The organism is Roseitalea sp. MMSF_3546, assembly GCF_030732865.1.
Lineage (GTDB): Bacteria > Pseudomonadota > Alphaproteobacteria > Rhizobiales > Rhizobiaceae > Roseitalea.
In genome coordinates, this window is sequence record NZ_JASHKB010000002.1 from 123683 (window position 1) to 143643 (window position 19961).

Below are 19961 nucleotides of genomic sequence, written 5' to 3' on the forward strand. Positions count from 1 at the left end.
CGTTAACAAGCGATTAAACAACACACTACATTTACTGCAAACCTGTCGTGACGTAACGATTCCACCGGGGCATTGAGAGGTGGGATATGGATGACAGGTTCACAGGCGCCACGGCCCCTTCCGCACAGCTTGCGCTCAATGAACTGATGACGGTGCTCGACCGGATGGAGTACCGGCGCATCGTGACGGCCGAGGATTTCGAGGCGGTCGGCGTCCTGCGGCGCGACGCCTTCAACGCGCGCGCGCTCTATACCGAGAAATTCACCGAACCCGTGCTCGAGGACCTCGACTATGCCGATGAAAGCTATGTCTTCGGGCTGTACCACGATGGCACGCTCGTCTCGTCTATGCGTCTGAACGTGCTCGCGGCGGGCCTGCCCGAAACGCCGGCGTTGAAACTGTGTCGCAGTACGCTGGCGCCGCTGCTGGCCCAGGGCATGGTGTTCATCGACCCGACCCGGTTCGCCGTCGATGCCGAAGCCTCCCGGGCCATTCCGGCGCTGCCGCTGCTGACGCACCGGCTGTCGACCATGATGACGATTTACCGCAATGCCGACCACTGCCTGTGCGTGGTCAAGGCGACGCACGAGGCCTATTACCGGCGCGTGTTCGGCGCGACGCGCCTTGCCGGCCCCTTCGTGCCCGAGGGCATGATCCCGGACACGCTGCTGCTGGCGATCTCGCGCGGCAACCAGGACTACATCACCCGCCGCAACCCGATCTTCAACTTCACCCAGACCGAGGCGCGGCTGCTGTTCGACGATCGCGTCGATGCCCTGCCGCCGCTCAGCGTGCTGCCGACCGCGCGCTTCGCCGCCCGCGCGGCGTGAGGCGCCGCGCCCCCGCGTCGCAGCGGACGAACGTCGCACGCCATTGCAGTGCGGTACGGTTTTCGCTATGCGCTGTCGCAGCGAACTGACGATGACCGGCAGCGGAGACCTTCATGAGCCAGGACCACAACGGCAATGACGATGGAGCGCCCATGGACTATCGCGAGCATGAGCGCACATTCGCCGCGTTCCTGACGATGACCAAGTGGGGCGCCGCATCGGTTGCGGCCGTGCTGATCGCCATGGCCTTCGGCTTCTTTGCCGGCGGCGGTTTCTTCGGTGGCCTGATCGTCTTCGTCATCTTGATGGTGGTGGCCTGGTTCTTCCTGTAACCGCGTCCGGCCAGAGGGGACACAAGCCGGCCGGGACGCCGGAACACTGCATTTTGGGGGGACGGATTTGCCACTGAACATCTTCATCGCCAAGGAGACCTCGGGCGAGGAGCCGCGCGTGGCCGGCTCGCCCGATACCGTCAAGCGCCTGGTCGGGGCGGGACACGAGGTCGTCGTCCAGAAGGGTGCGGGGACGGCCTCGCGCATCACCGACGAGGCTTTCGAGGCCGCCGGAGCTTCGCTGGGCACGGCGGCCTCGGCCGGCAAGGCCGACATCGTGCTCAAGGTGCGCCGGCCCACGGAGGCCGAGCTCAAGCGCTACAAGAAGGGGGCCGTCGTCGTCGCCATGATGGACCCGTTCGATGCGGGCAAGGCACTCGACACGATGGCCGGTGCGGGCGTGTCGGCATTTGCGATGGAACTGATGCCGCGCATCACCCGCGCGCAGTCGATGGATGTGCTGTCCAGCCAGGCGAACCTGGCCGGCTATCAGGCCGTCGTCGAGGCGGCGCACGCCTATGACCGCGCCATGCCGATGATGATGACGGCCGCCGGCACGGTGCCCGCCGCGCGCGTGTTCGTGATGGGCGCGGGCGTTGCCGGCCTGCAGGCCATCGCCACGGCGCGGCGGCTGGGCGCGGTCGTCACCGCCACCGACGTGCGCCCTGCGGCCAAGGAGCAGGTGGCTTCGCTCGGCGCCAAGTTCATCGCCGTCGAGGACGAGGAGTTCAAGGCGGCCGAGACGGCGGGCGGCTACGCCAAGGAGATGTCGAAGGAGTACCAGGCCAAGCAGGCCGAACTGGTTGCCGATCACATCGCCAAGCAGGACATCGTCATCACCACCGCGCTTATCCCGGGCCGGCCGGCGCCAAGGCTGGTGACCAAGGCGATGATCGACACGATGAAGCCGGGCTCGGTGCTGGTCGATCTGGCTGTCGAGCGCGGCGGCAATGTGGACGGCGCCAAGCCCGACGAGACGGTCGTGACCAAGAACGACGTCAGCATCATCGGCGTTGCCAACATGCCCGGCCAGGTCGCCGCCTCGGCTTCGCTGCTCTACGCCAGGAACGTGCTCGCCTTCATCGACACGCTGATCGACAAGGACAAGGGCGAACTCGCCATCGACCGTCAGGACGAACTGGTCAAGGCGACCCTGCTCACGCACGACGGGTCCGTGGTGCACGAACGGTTCGGCGGCGACAACGCCAAGAAGGGGGAGAAGACCGATGGGTGACGATGCAGTGTCACAAGCGCTCGACGCGCTCGATCAGGCCGCTCAGGGCGTTCGCGACGCGATCGCCGAGGCGCCGCCCGTGGTGACTTCGGCCGCCGACGCCGTCCAGCAGGGCGGAGTGAGCGAGTTCGTCTTCCTGTTCTCGATCTTCGTTCTGGCGATCTTCGTGGGCTACTACGTGGTCTGGTCGGTCACGCCGGCGCTGCATACGCCGCTGATGAGCGTGACCAACGCGATCTCCTCGGTGATCGTGGTCGGCGCGCTGCTGGCCGTCGGCATATCGGAGAGCGGTTTCGCATCGGGGCTCGGCTTCGTCGCGCTGGTGCTCGCCTCGGTCAATATCTTCGGCGGCTTTCTGGTCACCCAGCGCATGCTCGCCATGTACAAGAAAAAAGACAAGTGAGGCGATAGCGTATCATGTCGACCAATGTCGCCTACTTTCTGTATCTCGTCTCCGGGATCCTGTTCATCCTCGCCCTGCGCGGGCTGAGTCATCCGACCACCAGCCGGCAGGGCAACATGTACGGCATGATCGGCATGGGCATCGCCGTGCTGACCACGCTGTTCTATGCCGCGCCCGGCGTCGGCGGCGCGTTCGCGATCCTTGTCGGCATCGCCATTGGCGGCTCGGTGGGCGCCTATGTGGCGCGCAACATCGCCATGACCGCCATGCCGCAACTCGTTGCCGGGTTCCACTCGCTGGTCGGCCTTGCCGCCGTGCTGGTGGCGGCGGCGGCGCTTTATTCGCCGGCCTCGTTCGGCATCGGCGCCATCGGCGCGATCAAGCCGGTGGCGCTGGTGGAGATGTCGATCGGCGTTGCCATCGGCGCTGTGACGTTCACCGGTTCGATCATCGCCTTCCTGAAGCTCGACGGGCGGATGTCGGGCAAGCCGATCCTGCTGCCGGCCCGCCATGCGATCAATGCCGGCATCGGCATCGCGATCGTGCTGCTGATCTTCATGCTGGTGGGCACCGAAAGCCGGGCGGTGTTCTGGCTGATCGTGCTGCTGTCGCTGGCGATCGGCGTGCTGATCATCATCCCGATCGGCGGCGCCGACATGCCGGTGGTCGTGTCCATGCTCAACTCCTATTCGGGGTGGGCGGCCGCCGGCATCGGGTTCACGCTCGAGAATCTGGCGCTGATCATCACCGGCGCGCTGGTCGGCTCGTCCGGGGCGATCCTGTCCTACATCATGTGCAAGGGCATGAACCGCTCGTTCATATCGGTCATCCTGGGCGGCTTCGGCGGCGAGACGGCCGCTGCGGTCGCCGATGACGGCATCGACCGCACGGTCAAGCAGGGCTCGGCCGACGACGCGGCCTTCCTGATGAAGAATGCCTCCAAGGTCATCATCGTGCCCGGCTACGGCATGGCGGTGGCGCAGGCCCAGCACGCCGTGCGCGAGATGGCCGACATGCTCAAGGCCGAGGGCGTGGAGGTCTCCTATGCCATCCACCCCGTCGCGGGACGCATGCCCGGCCACATGAACGTGCTGCTGGCCGAGGCGAACGTGCCCTATGACGAGGTGTTCGAACTCGAGGACATCAACGCCGAATTCGCCCAGGCCGACATCGCCTATGTGATCGGTGCCAACGACGTCACCAACCCGGCGGCGCGCGACGATTCCTCCTCGCCGATCTACGGCATGCCGATCCTCGACGTCGACAAGGCCAAGACGTGCCTGTTCGTCAAGCGCTCGCTCGGATCGGGCTATGCGGGCATCGACAACACGCTGTTCTACAAGGACGGCACGATGATGCTGCTGGGCGACGCCAAGAAGATGACCGAGGACATCGTCAAGGCGTTCGAGAACGCGTGAGGACGGCGCCGTCGGCCGGTCGCGGCCATCGGCGCCGACCGGTTTCCGGCGTGCTCTTTCGCGCGGCTATGCCGCGCTCGACCAGCCGCCCTCGGCGTGGGCGATCTGGAAGAACAGAAAGCGTGGCTCGAAGCGTCCCACCGCTTCGGTCACTTCCGCGCCATGGGCGGCGCGAAAGGCCTGAAAGGCCTCGCGACTGTCCCATTCCATGTAGTTGACGACGACGTTCTCGCTCGGCGCCACGCCTGCGTGCAGGCGCGCGCGGCGAAAGCCGGGCTGTCTGGAGACGAGCCGTTCCAGAAGGTCCTTGACGGCCGCCAGGACCGCATCGGTGTCGGACGTCTCGAACAATACGTTGACGATGAACATGGCTGCGCCTCCGGTCACGGTTTCCGTGCCCGGAGCCTGGCGGCGTTCTCAGGCGCGCACCACTTCTCGATGTGGAGCGATCCCGCTACGAAATCTGTAGTGGACAATGCCGGCCGGAACGGGAACGATCGGCCGTGCAGGGAGATCGCCCATGACGACATCCGGCTACACGCGGTTCTGTCCCGTTGCGATGGCATGCGAGATGCTCGAGCCGCGCTGGACCATGCTCATCCTGTGCGAGATGTGGTCCGGATCGACGCGCTTTTCCGAGATCCACAGGGGCGTTCCGGGCATGTCGCCGAGCCTTCTGTCGCGTCGGCTCAGGCAGATGCAGGATCGGGGCCTGGTCGAGCGGTTCGAGGCGACGGCGAACGGCCAGATCGCCTACCGGACGACCCAATTGGCCGACGAGCTGGAGCCGATCGTCAATGCCCTGGGGCACTGGGCGCACCGGCATCTCGACCCCGCAATCGGCACCGACCGCCTCGATGCCAAAGTGCTGATGTGGAACATCCGGCGCAAGATCGACCTGCGCGCGCTGCCGCGGCGGCGCTGCGTGATCGAGTTCGTCATCGACGAGCCCAATGACGTGACGGGCCGGTACTGGCTGATCATCCGGCCCAATGCCGATGTCGATCTGTGCATGGTCGATCCCAGGCACGATGTCGATCTGTTCATCCTTGCGCAGTTGAAGGCGCTTGCCGCAGCCTGGATGGGCTATTCGCACTTTGCCACCGAAATCGCGGCCGAGCGGATCAGGCTGGTCGGCGACCAGACGCTTGCCCGCACATTGTCACGATGGCTGATCAGAAGCAGCTTCGCGATCGCCGCCGAAGGGCCGTCCAGCCACGCACCCGTCAACGCGCGGTCCGCCGCCGGCCTCCGGTAGCCGGTATCGCCATGGTCGACCTGGCGGCCGGCCGCTTCGCCGGCATGTGCCCGGGGCCGGGCGCGCCGGCGTGTTGTGGCCGCCGGCCCGCGCCGGCCCTGGCGCTATCCGCCGACCCGCCTCAGGCCGGCCTCGGCGAAGGCGAGGTCGGGGTCGAGTTGCAGGGCGCGGCGGTAGGACTTCTGGGCCTGGGCCGTCTCGCCGCGCTGCTCGTAGACAAGGCCCTGATTGGCCCAGCCCTCGGCATTGCGCTCGTCAAGACGCAGTGCGTAATTGACGTCATCGAAGGCGTTGTCGAGCTGGTTCAGCGCGATGAACGAGATCGCCCGGCCGTTATAGGGCTCGGGTGCGTCCGGTTGCAGCGAGATGGCGGTCGAAAAGTCCTCGATCGCGAATTCGTGCTGATTGCGCGACTGGTAGATCAGGCCGCGGCGGTGATAGGCGCGCGGATCGGTGGTGTCGAGCCGGATGGCGCGCTCGAAATCGCCGAAAGCCTCGGTCGTGCGGCCCGCTCTTCGGTACAGTTCGCCGCGGCCGATATAGGCCTTGTCGTAGCGCGGATTGATCGCGATGGCCTGGTTGTAGTCACTCGCGGCGGCGACCGGGTCGCCGAGCGAGCGGTGGATCAGCGCACGGTTCGCATAGGCTTCGTAAAAGCGCGGGTCGAGCGCGATGGCCCGGTTGAAATCCTCGAGCGCCTCGCGATACCGCCCGCCGCGGCCGAAGGCCGAACCGCGCACATTGTAGGCGTTGGCGTCGTTGGGGTTGGCGCGAATGACCCCGGTCAGCGAGGCGATGTTCTGCTCGCTGGCCTGTTCGCGCTCGATGCGCACGACATCGGTGGGCAGGCTGGCCGTCTGGCATGCGACAAGGGTCAGCGCCAACAGGCCGAGCCCGGCGAGACCGCCGGCCGGCCGCAGGCGAGCCGCCTTCCGCAATGAGGCAGTGCCGCGCATCGGCTTGGCCGGCCTGTTCGAATTCATGGCTGTCCCCCGGTCTGGTCCTGCTGCATACAAAAAAGGTGTGGCCTTGTCCGGTCACACCATACTTGACTGTCAAAAAGACCAAATCGGGGCGAAGGCCCGGCGCCGTCAGCGACCCTTGCGGCCGCCCAGCAGTCCCTCGCGCTGCGCACGCTTGCGCGCCAGCTTGCGTGTGCGGCGCACGGCCTCGGCCTTTTCACGCGCACGCTTTTCGGAGGGCTTCTCGTAATGACCGCGAAGCTTCATTTCGCGGAAGACACCTTCGCGCTGCATCTTCTTCTTGAGCACACGCAGTGCCTGGTCGACATTGTTGTCGCGTACGAGTACTTGCAATTTCGATCCCGTTCCTCTGGTTTGGTCAGGTGATGTATGTCGGCAAATCGGCGGCTTCGACGGAACGAACTAACAGGTTCCCGAAGCCGATGCTCCGACGATTGCGGCACAGATAGCAGCTTCGCGCGGGCAAGTCCAGTGTGAGGCGCCAAGATGACAGCCATTTGTCGCCCTGCGGGGCCGGCTCGTTCGCGCCGGGCCGCAGCGCGCGGCGGGATCGGGATACGCTTCGTTTCCGGGCGCCGACCTGTCGCAATTGCACTGGAACCGCCGACTCTCCTGTGCTCTTGTGCGGCCATTCGATCCGCGCTCACGGTCCGGGACGATTGCATGCGCCGATTTTCAGGATTTGCCCTTGCACGCGAGGCGGTGCGTGCGCATCGCGGCTGGGGCCGCCAGTGGGGCTCGCCCGAACCGCGCGAAAGCTATGACGTGGTCATCGTCGGTGCCGGCGGGCACGGGCTGGCGACGGCCTACTACCTTGCCAGGGAGCACGGCATCACCAATGTCGCCGTGCTGGAGAAGGGCTGGCTCGGCGGCGGCAATACCGGCCGAAACACCACGATCATCCGCTCGAACTATCTGCACGAGGAATCGGCGGGCATCTACGACCACGCCGTCCGGCTGTGGGAGGACCTCAGCCAGGACCTGAACTACAACGTCATGTTCTCCCAGCGCGGCGTGATGATGCTGGCCCATTCGGTGCACGACCGGCAGGTGGCGATGCGCCACATCCACGCCAACCGGCTCAACGGCGTCGACAATGAATGGCTCGAGCCCGAGGCGGCCAGGGCCTGGTGTCCGCCGCTGAACATTGCGCGTTCGGCGCGTTATCCGGTGCTGGGCGCGGCGCTTCAAAGGCGCGGCGGCACGGCGCGGCACGATGCGGTCGCCTGGGGCTATGCGCGCGCGGCATCGAGCCGGGGCGTGCACATCATCGAAAACTGCGAGGTGACCGGAATCGCGCGTGCCGGCAACGGTCACGTCAAGGGCGTCGACACGACGCGCGGCTTCATCGGCGCGGGCAAGATCGGCGTGGTCGCCGCCGGCCACACATCGGTGCTGATGCGGATGGCGGATCTGCGCCTGCCGATCATGAGCTATCCGCTGCAGGCGCTGGTCTCAGAGCCGGTCAAGCCGTGCTTTCCGTGCGTTGTCATGTCGAACGCGGTGCATGGCTACATCTCCCAGTCCGACAAGGGCGAACTGGTGATCGGCGCGGGGACGGACCAGTACACCTCCTATTCGCAGGCCGGCAGCCTCGCCGTCATCCAGCACACGCTCGATGCGATCTGCGAACTGTTTCCGATGTTCACGCGGCTGAAGATGATGCGGTCATGGGGCGGGGTCGTCGACGTCACGCCGGACCGCTCGCCGATCATCGCCAAGACGCCGGTTCCCGGCCTTTACGTCAATTGCGGCTGGGGTACGGGCGGCTTCAAGGCCACGCCCGGCTCCGGCCACGTTTTCGCGCACACCATTGCAAACGACAACCCGCATCCGGTCAATGCGGGTTTCACGCTGGAGCGGTTCTCCACCGGTGCTCTGATCGACGAGGCGGCGGCTGCGGCGGTGATGCATTAGGTCTGTGGCCGGGGGGCGCCATGTTGTTGATCCATTGTCCGTATTGCCAGGAGGACCGGCCCGAGCCGGAATTCGTCCATGCCGCAGAGGCCCATATCGACCGGCCACCGGACATGGCATCGCTGACCGACGAGGCGCTGGCGCAGTTCCTGTTCCTGCGCGACAATCCCAAGGGCATCACGTTCGAGCGCTGGCGGCACGTGCATGGCTGCGCGCGGTTCTTCAACGCGGTGCGCGATACCCATACGGACCGGTTCCTGCTGACCTACAAGGCGGGCGAAGCGAAGCCGGACGTGGTCGAAGCGGCCAACGGGAACGCGAAAGGGGCGGGATGATGGACTTGTCACGCCCCTCACCCAACTGCGGCTATGGCTCATTGCATTGGCCAAGCCTCGTATCCCTCTCCCCGCAGGCGCGGAGAGGGACGGGCGGCGCCGACCGGCGCTCCGGCCGACCGATAGGCGCGATGTGGATGACCTCCTTTCCCCGCCCGCGGGGAGAGGGTGAGGGGTTCGCATGACCGCCGCCACGCAGACCCAGACCAACCGCGTCGCCGGCGCCGGCCGGCTGTCGCCGGCCAGCCCGGTGCGCTTCTGCTTCGACGGCCAGGCCTATCAGGGCCTTGCCGGCGACACGCTCGCCTCGGCGCTTCTGGCAAACGACGTCCACCTGGTCGGCCGGTCGTTCAAGTATCACCGGCCGCGCGGCATCGTCACGGCCGGGCCCGAGGAGCCCAACGCGCTGGTCGGCATCGCGCGCGGCAGCGCCCGGCGTCAGCCCAATGTGCGCGCGACCATGCAGGAGATCCATGACGGGCTCGATGCGTTCAGCCAGAACCGCTGGCCGTCACTGTCGCTCGATGTCGGCGAGGTCAATGACTGGGCCTCGCCGCTTCTGGCCGCGGGGTTCTACTACAAGACCTTCATGTGGCCGCGACGGGCCTGGGGCGCCCTCTACGAGCCCTTCATCCGGCAGGCGGCCGGGCTCGGCCGCGCGCCCGACGAGCCCGACCCGGACAGCTATGCCAACCGGTTCGCCCATTGCGACGTGCTGGTTTGCGGCGGCGGGCCGGCCGGACTGGCGGCCGCGCTGGCGGCGGCCGAGAGCGGGGCGTCGGTGATCGTGTGCGATGAACGCGCCGGCTTCGGCGGGGCGCTGCATTTCGAGACCGAGGCCGTCATCGACGGGCAGGCCGGCTTTGACTGGGCGAGCGGCGTCGCCGCGCGGCTGGTGACCATGGACAATGTACGCGTTCTGCCGCGCACGACCGCGTTTGGATACTATGCCCAGAATATGGTCGGACTGGTCGAACAGCGCGGCGACCATCTGGCCAATCCCGGCCCGGTGCGCGAACGGCTGTGGCAGGTGCGCGCAAAACGGGTGATTCTCGCCACCGGCGCGATCGAGCGGCCCATGGTGTTTGCGAACAATGACCGACCGGCCATCATGCTCGCCGGGGCGGCGCGGCACTATCTGAACCATTGCAGCGTGCGCATCGGCACGACCATCGGCGTGTTCACGGCCAATGACGGCGCCTATGCGGCGGCGTTCGAACTTAGCCGGGCGGGCGCGGGAATCGCCGCCATCGTCGATGTGCGCACCGCGCCCGATCCGGCGCTGCTCGATGAAGCCGAAGCGCTCGGTATCGAGGTGCTGACCGGCCACACGGTGATCGCGGCGGGCGGCAAGCTGCGCGTGTCGTCCATGGTGACCAGGCCCGTCGATGGCGGCGCGCGGCGGGTGATCCCGATCGACGCGCTGATCATGTCGGCGGGCTGGACGCCCTCGGTGCATCTGTTCTCGCAATCGCGCGGCAAGCTGCGCTTCGAGGCGGCGGGCCAGCGCTTCGTGCCGGGCGAGGCGGCGCAGGAATGCCGGAGCGTGGGCGCCTGCAACGGCACGGACGATCTGGCGGCGACGGTCGAGGAGGCCCTTGCGGCCGGGGAAGACGCGGCGCGGGCGGCGCGCGGCGCGCGGGCGAAGAAGGCCGGCATTGGCGTGCGCGTCGAAGGGGCCGGGCGCTGGCGCGGCGCCATGGCGGGCGCGGCGCCCAATCCCGATTCGGGCAAGGTGGTCAAGGCCTTCGTCGACTTCCAGAACGATGTCACCGAAAAGGACATTCGCCTGGCGGTGCAGGAGGGCTTCCACTCGATCGAGCACGTCAAGCGCTTCACCACCAGCGGCATGGCGACCGATCAGGGCAAGCTGTCCAACATGCATGCGCTGGCGATCGCGGCCGAAAGGCTCGGTCGGCCGATCCCGGAGGTCGGGCTGACGACGTTTCGTGCACCCTACACGCCGGTGACCTTCGGCGCGCTGGTGGGCCATGACCGCGGCGCGCTGTTCGAGCCGACCCGGCGCACGCCCATGCACGGTGCCCATGAGGCGCTCGGCGCGGTGTTCGAGGATGTCGGCCAGTGGAAGCGGGCCTGGTACTACCCGCAAGCGGGCGAGGACATGGCCGCCGCGGTCAACCGCGAATGCCTGGCGGTGCGGCGCACGGCCGGCCTGTTCGATGCCTCGACGCTGGGCAAGATCGAGGTCGTCGGGCCCGACGCGGCGGAATTTCTCGATCTGCTCTATACCAATCCGTTCCGCAAGCTGGGCGTGGGACGGCTGCGCTATGGGGTGATGTGCGGCGAGGACGGCTTCATCTACGATGACGGCGTGATCGGGCGGCTCGCCGAGGACCGGTTCCATGTCACAACGACAACCGGCGGCGCGGCGCGGGTGCTGGGCCGGATGGAGGACTATCTTCAGACCGAGTTCACGCATCTGAATGTGTGGCTGACCTCGGTCTCCGAACAGTGGGCGGTAATCGCCCTGCAGGGGCCGCGCGCCGAGGCGATCCTGGCGCCATTCGTCGATGGCATGGATATCGGACGCGAGGCGATGGCCTTCATGAGCTGTCGCCAGGGCACGTTCGAGGGCGTGCCGATGCGGCTGTTCCGCATGTCGTTCGCCGGCGAGGACGGGTTCGAGATCAACGTGCCGGCCGATCACGGCCGCGCCGTGTGGGACACGCTTCTGGCGCGGGTGACCGAAATCGGCGGCCGCGCCTACGGCACCGAGGCGATGCATGTGCTGCGCGCCGAAAAGGGGTTCATCATCGTCGGCCAGGACACGGACGGCACGGTGACGCCGCACGATGCCGGCCTGTCATGGGCGGTCGGGCGGAAGAAGTCCGACTTCGTGGGCATGCGCGGGCTCATGCGGCCCGATCTGGTCGCCGACGGGCGGCGGCAATTGGTGGGTCTGCGCGTGGGCAACGGCGTCGGCGTGATCGACGAGGGTGCGCAGATCGTCGCCGAGCCGGAAGCCGGGCGCGCGATCGGCTGGGTGTCGTCGTCCTACTGGTCGGAAAATCTCGGTCGGCCGATCGCCATGGCGCTGATCGAGAACGGCTTTTCGCGCATGGGGGAGACGGTCTTCGTCGCCGATGCCGGCGGCGCGATGGCCGTCGAGATCATGGGCACGGACTTTCTCGCCGAAAGGGGAGGGCACGATCATGGCTGACACCGCCGCAACGCTGGCGCGGGAGCAGCCATTGGCCGGGCGCGTTCATGCCGGCACAGGCGTTGAAATCGCGCCCGCCCCGCCCGCCTTTCGCATCAGCCTGCGCGCACCGGGCGACAGTGTCGCCGCGCTGTCGGCTGCCCTGGCGCTCGATTTGCCGCAAGAACCGAAGACGTCGGCCGCCTCGGGCAAGCGCGCCGCCCTGTGGCTGGGCCCGGATGAATGGCTCGTCATCGACGAAAAGGCCGATCCGGGCGCCGCGCTCGCCGGCGTGGATGCGCCGCACAGCGCGGTCGACATCTCGCAGCGCAACACGGCCATCATGGTGCGCGGGCTGCGGGCGGCCGATGTCATCAGCCATGGCTGCCCGCAGGACCTGTCGCTCGAGGCCTTCTCGAAAGGCGCGTGCTCGCGCACCGTCTTCGGCAAGGTGGAGATCGTGCTGCATCGCCCGCAGGCCGAAACCTTCCGCATCGAGGTCTGGCGGTCGTTCTCGGACTATGTGTTCGACTATCTGATCGACGCCGCGCGCGACGTCGATTGAGCGTTCACTGCGCCCTTTCGACGACAGACAGGGTCAGCCATCTGGCGGTGAAGGCCGGTCTGGCGCCGTGTTCGATCTCCAGCGTGACGTCATAGGTCGAAAGCACCCGGCCGGAGGGGCGGATGTCGGCCTCGGCGAGCGCGAAGACGGCGCGCACGCGGGCGCCCGACCGGACCGGCGCCTGAAAGCGGATGCGGTCGAAGCCGTAATTGATGCCCATGGTCGCCCCCTCGAGCTCGGGAAGCGCCTCATAGGCCAGCGTCGACAGCAGCGACAGCGTCAGGAACCCGTGGGCGATGGTGCCGCCAAAGGGCGTTTCGGCGGCGGCGCGCTCGGGGTCGAGATGGATCCACTGGTGGTCGTCGGTCGCTTCGGCGAAGCCGTCGATCATGGTCTGGGTGACGGTGCGCCAGCCCGACGTGCCGATCACCGTGCCGACGGCGGCGGAAATGTCGTCGAGCGTGATGGTGCGCTTGTCGCCGCCGGCGCGGCCGGCGGGCGTCGTCTCGGGGGCATTGTCCGTCATGGTATGGCCATAGCGGCTGGTCCCGGGCCGCTTCAAGCGAAATCGGCGCGGCGCGTTGCGCCGATATCGGCGCGCGCCGGTTGACCTTGGGTCAAATCGATGGACCAATGCATGGCCTGAACGCGGCAATCACAGGGACATCGATGGGCGATGCGATCGAGATCGGGGCGCAATGCGCCGCCTCGCCCGGCCAGTGGACGCCGGCGGCCATCGCGCGGATGCTCGAGGCCTCCGCCTGTTTCGCCTCGCTTGGCACGGCCCGGCTCGAACGCGTCGCCGGGCAAAGCCCGATCGAGACCTTCGGTGCGGGCACGGTGCTGTTCGCCCAGGGCGATCCCGGCCATTTCGCCTATCTGGTGCTCGAAGGCGAGGTCGCCATCGAGGTGGAAACCGAGACCGGGCGGGTGACCGTCGCGGTGATCGGGTCGGGCGGGCTCGTCGGCGAGATCGCCGCCTTCGCCTCGGTGCCGCGCACGGCGACCGTGTCCTGCCTGTGCGATGTGTGCCTGCTGCGCATCGAACAGGCGACGATCCGCGAACTGCTGGCCGGACGGCCCGAGGCGGCCATGGCGATCATCGCCGAATTGGGTGTGCGCCTTCAGAGCCTGAACGGGTCGATCGCCACGCTCACCCAGGCGACCAAGGCGCTCGCCGCCGGCCAGTTCGAGCCCGACATGCTGGCCACGCTGCGCCAGCAGGCCGACCGGTTCAGCCATTTTGCCGATGTCTTCGAGGACATGGCGCACGAGATCACCAACAAGCGCCTGTTCGCCCAGGAAATGCAGACCGCGGCCGAAATCCAGCAATCCTTCCTGCCGCCGGGCATCGATGCGGGCCGGCATGCGGATCGCTTCGCCATCGCGGCCTTGATGACGCCGGCGCGGCATGTGGGCGGCGATTTCTTCGACTATTTCATGATCGACGACGACCACATCGGCTTTGCGGTCGGCGATGTCTCGGGCAAGGGCGTGCCGGCGGCGATGTTCATGAGCGTGGCGCGCACCGTGCTCAAGACGCTGGCGCGGCAGGGCGGCGAAGCGGGCGAGATCGTCGGTCGCGTCAATGCGCTTCTGGCCGAGGACAATGCCGAGGGCATGTTCGTGACGCTGGCCTTCGCCCGGCTCAATCTGGTCACCGGCGCCATGGATCTGGCGAGCGGCGGCCATGAGGAGATCTATCTGGTGCCGCCGGCGGGCGCGGTCGAAAAGTGCGCGCCGATGGGGCCGGCCGTGGGGCTGTTCGCGGGACCGGCCTTCGGCACGCGGCATGTCAGGCTCGTGCCCGGCACGCGGGTGGTGCTGGCCACCGACGGCATCACCGAGGCATTCTCGGCCGACCGCGCGGTGTTCGGCAATGACCGGCTCGAGCGGCTGCTCGCCGAGCACGTCCATCTCGCACCCGCCGATCTCGTCAAGGCGGTCGAAGCCAATGTCGCCCGTTTCGCGGCCGGATGCCCGCAATCGGACGATCTGACCTGCCTGGTGCTGGACTATCGCGGCTGAGGCGCGGCGCGTCAGTCGGCCGAGCACTCGATGCGCAGGCGGTTGGTATCGCCGACGCGCTCATAGTGCAGCGCCGAGGCGGTGTCGCGCATCAGCTTGATGCCGAAACCGCCGATCTGCGCGCTCCGAAGGCTTTCGATCGGCGCGGCGAGCGGGGCGGCCAGCGGGTCGAAGGGCCGGCCATTGTCGGTCACCAGCGCGACGGCGCGGCGGGGGCCGGCCTGGAGTTCGACCGCGATGCGGGCACCGGCGGGATCGTCGAAGCCGTGGCAGATGGTGTTGGTGACCGCCTCGTTGAGGCAAAGCTTCATGTCGGCGGCGACGGCCGGCGCCAGGCCCGCTTCCGAAAAGCGCGCGGCGAGCCAGTCGTTCAGCCGGGCCAGCGCGGCCGGGTCGGCATCGAGGGTGAGCCGGTCTTGCACAACTGTCCCCGGCGCAGAACTGCCGTTCACGAGACCGCGGCGATGGCCGACGGTTCGTCCTCGGTCACGGCGATGATGGTGTCGACGCCGGTGGAGGCGAGCACCTTGCGCGGCGCCTCGCCGACGTTGAACAGGGCCATCGTGCCGCCGCGATTGCCCATCGACTTGGCCGCCTTGACCAGGACGCGCACGCCGATCGAAGCGAGAAAGTCGACATCGGAGAAATCGACGATCACCTTGTCGCGGCGGCCGCCGATGACCGAAAAGGGCACGTCGACATCGGCCGCCCCGGCAATGTCGAACGGCCCGCTCAACGTGACCTTCAGGACTCCGCCATCGAGTTCTTGCTGGCTGATCTGCATGTCTTCCCGCTCCTGTCGCGCGCTGGGCAATTTGATGCGTCGGTCGGCCCCCGCGCGAGCGCCGACCGGTGTTCCTAGCACAGGTTTCATGACAGTTTTCCAACAACCGGTTGTGCGCCAGGCGCGGGCAAGGAGCCGGTCGCCGGCGCCATGGCGCGAGATGCGCTTTGGCCAGGCGCCGCCAATCGGCTCGATGGCGGCCGCATGCGCCGTCACGGGCACGGCCCTTGCGTTGCCCGACCGGGCAGGAAGACATGCCTACGGTGCGGCACACGCCGCGCGGTTACATTCAACGGACCCTATCGCGCGGCGCCGGCGCGCCGCCAGACCGTCTTCGCCGCGCCCATGGCCAGTGGCGCGCATTCGGTCAGTGACCATTGCATGTCGGCGTCGATCGGGCCGAACAGCGGTCGGCCGGCACCGATCAGCACCGGCATGGTGAAGATCGTCATCTGCGCGATCAGGCCGGCGGCCAGGAAGGACTGGACCGTGCGGCCGCCATCGACATAAGCGGTGCGCCAGCCGCGTTCGGCGTGCAGGCGGCGGCACAGCGCCTCGACCGGTTGGGCGGACACCTCCACCTTGTCGCGCAGCGCGGCCGGCACGTCCGCCGGCGACAGCGAGGTGCTCAGGACCACGGCGGGAATCGTGTAGGGCCAGTCGCCGAAGTCGTGCACGGTCTGATAGGTCGACCGGCCCATGACGATGCCGTCCATGCCGGCGATGAAGGTCTCGTATTCCTGCTGCGCCGGATCGAATTGCATCAGCCAGTCGAGCGAGCCGTCCGGCCGGGCGATGAAGCCGTCGAGCGACGTGGCGGTATAGACGTGGTTTTCGAGCATCAAAGCAGCCTTTCGTTCGCATGCGCCGTGGATCCGCGCCACGCAAGGGTCGGGCACCGCCGCGTGGCCCTTCGGCCTGGACGACCTGGCGAGCCGATACCCGGCAGACCCCGGACCCTTCAGGCACGTGAGGAATAGATCGACCGGTCCCGCCGCATGGCAAGGGTTTCGGTCACAGGTCGTCGAACGAGCTCTGGTTGGAGCGGTAAAGGCGCGCATAGAGCCCGTCATTGGCGACGAGCTCGGCATGGTTGCCCTGCTCGATCAGTTCGCCGTCGCGCAGCACCAGGATGCGGTCGGCATTGCGGATCGTGGCGAGGCGGTGAGCGATGACCAGCCCGGTTCGGCCTTCCAGCACGCGGGCGAGCGCGGCCTGTATCTGTGCCTCGGTCTGGCTGTCGATGCTCGATGTCGCCTCGTCGAGGACCAGGATCGGCGCGTCGGCGACAAGCGCCCGGGCGAAGCTGACGAGCTGGCGCTGGCCCATGGACAGATTGCCGCCGCGCTCGGTCAGCATGGTCCGGTAGCCCTCGGGCAGGCGGTCGATGAAGTCATGCGCGCCGACGGCCTTCGACGCCGCAACGACCTCGTCGAGCGTTGCATCGGGCCGGTTGTAGCGGATGTTCTCGAGAACCGTATCGGTGAACAGGTATGGCTCCTGGAGCACCATGGCGATCATGCGACCGAGCGAGGCCTGCGTGACCTCGCGCACATCCTGCCCGCCGACCCGGACGGCGCCGTCCTGGATGTCGTAGAAGCGGTGGACGAGCGACATCACGCTCGACTTGCCCGAGCCGGTCGGCCCGACCAGCGCCACGGTCTCGCCGGGGGCGACCGCGAAGCTCACACTCTTGAGCACCGGCTGGCCGGGGACATAGCTGAAGGTGACGTTCTCGAAGGCGACCGAGGCGGGCGCGTCGGCGGGCAGTTCGCGCGCACCGGGCCTGTCGGCCACACCGAGCGGGACGTCGAGCACCTCGATCAGGCGCTGGCCGGCAGCCATGGCCCGCTGCATGACGGAATACTGCAGCGTCAGCGAGCGGATCGGATCGAAGAAACGCTGGATGAAGAACAAGAAAGCGACGATGACACCGACCTCGAGCGTGCCGTCCAGGACGCGCGAGCCGCCCACGAGGACGACGACGGCCATGGCCAGGCCAGTCAGCGTGTCGACCACCGGCACCAGGACCTGCGCCATCTTGGCCGCATGCAGATGGGCGCGCCGGTTGCCGGAGGCGAGTTCGTCGAAAAGGGCGTGGTTGACGGTCTGGCGCGTCATGCCCTGGACCGTGCGCACGCCGTGGATGGCCTCGGCGAGAGCGCCATTGGTCACCGAATTGGCCTCATGGGCGGCGATGAAGGCGGAGCGCGCCCGCGGCAGCCAGACCAGCCGCGCCAGCGCCAGCACCGGCAGGATCGATATCGTCAAAAGGCCGAGCCACAGGTCGAGCCAGAGCATGCACACGACGATGCCGACGAGCAGCACCAGATCGCCGATCGAGATCACCGAGGTTTCGAGGAATTCCTGCATGGAATTGACGTCGCCTTGCAGGCGCGACATCAGCCGGCCGACCTCGGTCTTGTCGTAAAAGGCCATGGAGATGCGTTGCAGATGACCGAACATCGCCTCGCGGATGTCGAACAGGACGTTCTCGGCGACCTCGCCGACGACGCGCTCCTGCATGTAGCTGGCGCCGGCATTGAGCGCGACGACGATCGCAAACAGGATCACCGCGACGCTCAGCGCCCGGCCGCCGCCATCGTCGGCGACAAGGCCGTTGTCGATGGCGCTGCGGATAATCAGCGGAATGGCGAGCTGGGTGCCGGTGAAGGTCAGGACGGCAAGGACCGACAACAGCACCCGCGCGCGATAGGGGCGCACGAAGGCCCAGATGCGCCCGATGACCCAGGGATCGAAGACGCGCCCGAACATCTCCTCCTGCAGCCGGTGCGAGCCGACCACGGCGCGCGGCGGCCGGCGGCCGTCGTCGCGTATCTCGTCGCGTTCGACTTCGTTCTCGCCGGCGGTCATGCGGCACCCTCGTGCGCGCGGGTCTGAAGTTCGTGCAGGCTGCGGTAGCGGCTGTCGCTGGCCAGAAGCGCGCCGGGGCTGCCTTCCTCGACGATGCGGCCGCGTTCGAGCACGAAGATGCGGTCGGCGTGGCGCAGCGTGTTCAGCCGATGCGCGATCAGGATGGTGAGCCGGTCCTGCGCCTTCTGGCGCAGCGCGGCGAGGATCTGTTCCTCGGTGCGCGCGTCGATGGCCGCCGTCGAATCGTCGAAGATCAGGATCGGCGGCGACAGCATCAGTCCGCGGGCGATCGACAGGCGCTGGCGCTGGCCGCCGGATAGCGAGGCGCCGCGCTCGGCGAGCACGGTGCGGTAGCCCTCGGGCAGGCTGGCGATGAAGCCGTGGATCTGGGCGTCGCTGCTGGCCGCCTCGATGCGCCGGGGATCGGCCCAGGGGTCGCCATAGGCGATGTTGTTCTCGAGCGTGGTGGTGAACACGAATGCATCCTGCTGGACCACCGTCACCGCCTTGCGCAGCGAGGCGAGGGTGACATCGCGCATATCCTGGCCGTCGATCGTGATGCGGCCCTCGGTGACGTCGTAAAAGCGCGGGACGAGCTGGGCGATGGTCGACTTGCCGCTGCCCTGGGGGCCGACAATGCCGATCGTCTCGCCGCGGCGGGCCTCGAAGCTGATCCGGGACAGGACCGGCTGATCGGGCGCGCTGGGATAGGCAAATCCGACATCGTCGAAGCGCAGCCGGCCTTCGCCCAGAACGAGCGCCGGCGCGCCGGGCGGGTCCTGCACGGCGGGCTCGAGATCGAGCAGCCCGAACAGACGCGACCCGCAGGTCGAGGTGCGCGCAAAGGCGTTGACCAGCATGCCGAGCTGGCGCACCGGCATCTGCAGGATCGTCATGAAGGTCAGAAAGGTGGCCAGCGTGCCGAGCGTCATCTCGCCGGCGAGCACCTGGCGGCCGCCGACCCAGAGCACCAGCCCCATGGCCGTCATGAACGACAGCGTCATGATGGCGGCCGCGCCCACGCGCAGGCGCACGCGCTCATGGGCGAGGCCGAGGGCATCGACGGAGGCGCCGCGGAACTTGTTCATCTCGTGGTGCTGCGCCGCAAAGGCGCGCACCACGCGCACGCCGGCGAGGTTCTCCTCCATGACGCGCGAGAGAACGCCCAGGCGCTCCTGAAGCTCGAGCCAGGTGCGGCGCAGCCTGAGCTGGGAAAACGAGGACACGACCCCGACGACCGGCACGAAGGACAGCGCGACCAGGGCCAGAAGCGGGTCGGTCATCAGCAGCATCACCGCGCCGAAGCCGATCAGGATGAGCAGCATTACGAGCCGGATCAGGCCGGTGGCGAAGAACATGCGCACCGCTTCCAGATCGAGCATGCCCAGCGTGATCAATTCGCCCGAATGGATGCGGTCGTGAAAGCCGAAGCTCAGCCGCTGGATCTTGTCATAGGTGCGCTGGCGCAACCGGTAGGCCAGGTGGTGGCCGACCGCCTCGGCGAGGTAGTTCTGGAACGTGGTGAAGATGCCGCGCAGGATGGACACGGCCAGAACCATCGCCGCGGTGACCGCCAGGCCGCGCCGCGCCGCCCCGGCCTCGCCGGTCAGCGTCTGCTGGGCGAAGTCGATCGCCTGGCCCAGCAGCAGCGGAACCCAGATCATCAGGGCCGAGGCGACGACGGTCGCCAGCACCGAAAACGTCGCGAGCCACGGCGTTGCCATCGCCATGCGCGTGACGCGCACGATCGTGTTCACGCCCGCCGACCAGGATACGGTGTCGGTGCGCGCCATGAGCTCGAACGTCGAATCGGAGCCTTCCGCCGAATGGGCGCGAACAG

20 protein-coding genes are annotated in these 19961 nt (G+C 67.6%); 11 read left to right on the top strand and 9 right to left on the bottom strand.

The genetic code is table 11. From position 1 onward, the window contains the following. The first annotated feature begins 86 nt into the window (after positions 1 to 86). The 5 genes from RBB34_RS02420 to RBB34_RS02440 all read left to right on the top strand — a co-directional run bounded on the left by RBB34_RS02420 (position 87) and on the right by RBB34_RS02440 (position 4217). A complete protein-coding gene (locus RBB34_RS02420; protein ID WP_306117598.1) occupies positions 87 to 830 on the top strand; it encodes a hypothetical protein in 744 nt (247 codons plus the stop codon). 113 nt (positions 831 to 943) lie between these two features. Beyond that, positions 944 to 1162, top strand: a complete 219-nt coding sequence (locus tag RBB34_RS02425) for an aa3-type cytochrome c oxidase subunit IV (RefSeq protein ID WP_306117599.1) — start codon at positions 944 to 946, stop codon at positions 1160 to 1162. Between the two features lie 67 nt (positions 1163 to 1229). Then, entirely contained in the window at positions 1230 to 2396 is a 1167-nt protein-coding gene (locus tag RBB34_RS02430) for a Re/Si-specific NAD(P)(+) transhydrogenase subunit alpha (protein ID WP_306117600.1), read from the top strand. Continuing rightward, positions 2389 to 2799: an NAD(P) transhydrogenase subunit alpha gene (locus RBB34_RS02435; RefSeq protein ID WP_306117601.1), complete on the top strand. Its 411-nt coding sequence runs from the start codon at positions 2389 to 2391 to the stop codon at positions 2797 to 2799. The genes RBB34_RS02430 and RBB34_RS02435 overlap by 8 nt, the downstream gene beginning before the upstream one ends. A 14-nt stretch (positions 2800 to 2813) precedes the next feature. Continuing rightward, complete coding sequence (locus RBB34_RS02440) at positions 2814 to 4217, top strand: NAD(P)(+) transhydrogenase (Re/Si-specific) subunit beta (protein ID WP_306117602.1); 1404 nt, start codon at positions 2814 to 2816, stop codon at positions 4215 to 4217. 66 nt (positions 4218 to 4283) lie between these two features. On the opposite strand, the gene RBB34_RS02445 is transcribed toward RBB34_RS02440, so the two are convergent. After that, positions 4284 to 4586 carry an antibiotic biosynthesis monooxygenase gene (locus RBB34_RS02445; RefSeq protein WP_306117603.1) on the bottom strand — a complete coding sequence of 101 codons (303 nt, stop codon included), beginning with the start codon at positions 4584 to 4586 and terminating at the stop codon, positions 4284 to 4286. Between the two features lie 151 nt (positions 4587 to 4737). Here RBB34_RS02445 and RBB34_RS02450 point away from each other — a divergent pair, with 151 nt between their 5' ends. Beyond that, positions 4738 to 5475 (top strand): helix-turn-helix domain-containing protein, encoded by a 738-nt coding sequence (locus tag RBB34_RS02450; protein ID WP_306117604.1) that lies wholly within the window; start codon positions 4738 to 4740, stop codon positions 5473 to 5475. 104 nt (positions 5476 to 5579) lie between these two features. Here RBB34_RS02450 and RBB34_RS02455 read toward each other — a convergent pair whose 3' ends face one another. Together RBB34_RS02455 and rpsU are read right to left on the bottom strand one after the other, a co-directional pair. Then, the gene (locus tag RBB34_RS02455) at positions 5580 to 6458 is read right to left on the bottom strand and encodes a tetratricopeptide repeat protein (protein WP_306117605.1); all 879 of its coding nucleotides are present in this window, start codon (positions 6456 to 6458) and stop codon (positions 5580 to 5582) included. A gap of 108 nt (positions 6459 to 6566) precedes the next feature. Then, positions 6567 to 6791 (bottom strand): 30S ribosomal protein S21, encoded by a 225-nt coding sequence (gene rpsU / locus RBB34_RS02460; protein WP_109768626.1) that lies wholly within the window; start codon positions 6789 to 6791, stop codon positions 6567 to 6569. A 330-nt stretch (positions 6792 to 7121) separates the two neighbouring features. Here rpsU and RBB34_RS02465 point away from each other — a divergent pair, with 330 nt between their 5' ends. From RBB34_RS02465 to RBB34_RS02480, 4 genes are all read left to right on the top strand, one after another. Next, the gene (locus RBB34_RS02465) at positions 7122 to 8375 is read left to right on the top strand and encodes a sarcosine oxidase subunit beta family protein (RefSeq protein WP_306117606.1); all 1254 of its coding nucleotides are present in this window, start codon (positions 7122 to 7124) and stop codon (positions 8373 to 8375) included. A gap of 20 nt (positions 8376 to 8395) precedes the next feature. Continuing rightward, the gene (locus RBB34_RS02470; protein WP_306117607.1) at positions 8396 to 8710 is read left to right on the top strand and encodes a sarcosine oxidase subunit delta; all 315 of its coding nucleotides are present in this window, start codon (positions 8396 to 8398) and stop codon (positions 8708 to 8710) included. A 181-nt stretch (positions 8711 to 8891) separates the two neighbouring features. Continuing rightward, on the top strand, positions 8892 to 11891 hold the full coding sequence (locus RBB34_RS02475; protein WP_306117608.1) for a sarcosine oxidase subunit alpha family protein: 3000 nt from the start codon (positions 8892 to 8894) through the stop codon (positions 11889 to 11891). Continuing rightward, a complete protein-coding gene (locus RBB34_RS02480; RefSeq protein ID WP_306117609.1) occupies positions 11884 to 12435 on the top strand; it encodes a sarcosine oxidase subunit gamma in 552 nt (183 codons plus the stop codon). Before RBB34_RS02475 ends, RBB34_RS02480 begins: the two co-directional genes overlap by 8 nt. Before the next feature lie 4 nt (positions 12436 to 12439). Here the strand turns inward: RBB34_RS02480 and RBB34_RS02485 are convergent, their stop codons facing one another. After that, the gene (locus RBB34_RS02485; protein WP_306117610.1) at positions 12440 to 12961 is read right to left on the bottom strand and encodes a MaoC family dehydratase; all 522 of its coding nucleotides are present in this window, start codon (positions 12959 to 12961) and stop codon (positions 12440 to 12442) included. 143 nt (positions 12962 to 13104) lie between these two features. Between RBB34_RS02485 and RBB34_RS02490 the strand changes: the two genes are divergently transcribed. Continuing rightward, positions 13105 to 14463 carry a SpoIIE family protein phosphatase gene (locus RBB34_RS02490; RefSeq protein WP_306117611.1) on the top strand — a complete coding sequence of 453 codons (1359 nt, stop codon included), beginning with the start codon at positions 13105 to 13107 and terminating at the stop codon, positions 14461 to 14463. An 11-nt stretch (positions 14464 to 14474) separates the two neighbouring features. On the opposite strand, the gene RBB34_RS02495 is transcribed toward RBB34_RS02490, so the two are convergent. From RBB34_RS02495 to RBB34_RS02515, 5 genes are all read right to left on the bottom strand, one after another. Then, positions 14475 to 14885, bottom strand: coding sequence for an ATP-binding protein (locus RBB34_RS02495; RefSeq protein ID WP_306117612.1), 411 nt, complete (start codon positions 14883 to 14885; stop codon positions 14475 to 14477). A gap of 26 nt (positions 14886 to 14911) precedes the next feature. Then, a complete protein-coding gene (locus RBB34_RS02500) occupies positions 14912 to 15247 on the bottom strand; it encodes an STAS domain-containing protein (RefSeq protein ID WP_306117613.1) in 336 nt (111 codons plus the stop codon). Positions 15248 to 15546: 299 nt separating this feature from the next. Continuing rightward, complete coding sequence (locus tag RBB34_RS02505; RefSeq protein WP_306117614.1) at positions 15547 to 16089, bottom strand: dihydrofolate reductase family protein; 543 nt, start codon at positions 16087 to 16089, stop codon at positions 15547 to 15549. A 172-nt stretch (positions 16090 to 16261) separates the two neighbouring features. Beyond that, a complete protein-coding gene (locus RBB34_RS02510) occupies positions 16262 to 18121 on the bottom strand; it encodes an ABC transporter ATP-binding protein (protein WP_306117615.1) in 1860 nt (619 codons plus the stop codon). Further along, positions 18118 to 19914 (bottom strand): ABC transporter ATP-binding protein, encoded by a 1797-nt coding sequence (locus RBB34_RS02515; protein WP_306117810.1) that lies wholly within the window; start codon positions 19912 to 19914, stop codon positions 18118 to 18120. The genes RBB34_RS02510 and RBB34_RS02515 overlap by 4 nt, the downstream gene beginning before the upstream one ends. Positions 19915 to 19961: the final 47 nt, after the last annotated feature.

What these genes read in the sequence shown, in the direction of transcription:
- RBB34_RS02420 (WP_306117598.1), top strand. Translation starts at nt 87, where the DNA reads ATGGATGACAGGTTCACAGGCGCCACGGCCCCTTCCGCACAGCTTGCG.
- RBB34_RS02425 (WP_306117599.1), top strand. Translation starts at nt 944, where the DNA reads ATGAGCCAGGACCACAACGGCAATGACGATGGAGCGCCCATGGACTAT.
- RBB34_RS02435 (WP_306117601.1), top strand. Translation starts at nt 2,389, where the DNA reads ATGGGTGACGATGCAGTGTCACAAGCGCTCGACGCGCTCGATCAGGCC.
- RBB34_RS02440 (WP_306117602.1), top strand. Translation starts at nt 2,814, where the DNA reads ATGTCGACCAATGTCGCCTACTTTCTGTATCTCGTCTCCGGGATCCTG.
- RBB34_RS02445 (WP_306117603.1), bottom strand. Translation starts at nt 4,586, where the DNA reads ATGTTCATCGTCAACGTATTGTTCGAGACGTCCGACACCGATGCGGTC.
- RBB34_RS02450 (WP_306117604.1), top strand. Translation starts at nt 4,738, where the DNA reads ATGACGACATCCGGCTACACGCGGTTCTGTCCCGTTGCGATGGCATGC.
- RBB34_RS02455 (WP_306117605.1), bottom strand. Translation starts at nt 6,458, where the DNA reads ATGAATTCGAACAGGCCGGCCAAGCCGATGCGCGGCACTGCCTCATTG.
- RBB34_RS02465 (WP_306117606.1), top strand. Translation starts at nt 7,122, where the DNA reads ATGCGCCGATTTTCAGGATTTGCCCTTGCACGCGAGGCGGTGCGTGCG.
- RBB34_RS02470 (WP_306117607.1), top strand. Translation starts at nt 8,396, where the DNA reads ATGTTGTTGATCCATTGTCCGTATTGCCAGGAGGACCGGCCCGAGCCG.
- RBB34_RS02475 (WP_306117608.1), top strand. Translation starts at nt 8,892, where the DNA reads ATGACCGCCGCCACGCAGACCCAGACCAACCGCGTCGCCGGCGCCGGC.
- RBB34_RS02480 (WP_306117609.1), top strand. Translation starts at nt 11,884, where the DNA reads ATGGCTGACACCGCCGCAACGCTGGCGCGGGAGCAGCCATTGGCCGGG.
- RBB34_RS02485 (WP_306117610.1), bottom strand. Translation starts at nt 12,961, where the DNA reads ATGACGGACAATGCCCCCGAGACGACGCCCGCCGGCCGCGCCGGCGGC.
- RBB34_RS02490 (WP_306117611.1), top strand. Translation starts at nt 13,105, where the DNA reads ATGGGCGATGCGATCGAGATCGGGGCGCAATGCGCCGCCTCGCCCGGC.
- RBB34_RS02500 (WP_306117613.1), bottom strand. Translation starts at nt 15,247, where the DNA reads ATGCAGATCAGCCAGCAAGAACTCGATGGCGGAGTCCTGAAGGTCACG.
- RBB34_RS02505 (WP_306117614.1), bottom strand. Translation starts at nt 16,089, where the DNA reads ATGCTCGAAAACCACGTCTATACCGCCACGTCGCTCGACGGCTTCATC.
- RBB34_RS02510 (WP_306117615.1), bottom strand. Translation starts at nt 18,121, where the DNA reads ATGACCGCCGGCGAGAACGAAGTCGAACGCGACGAGATACGCGACGAC.
- RBB34_RS02515 (WP_306117810.1), bottom strand. Translation starts at nt 19,914, where the DNA reads ATGGCGCGCACCGACACCGTATCCTGGTCGGCGGGCGTGAACACGATC.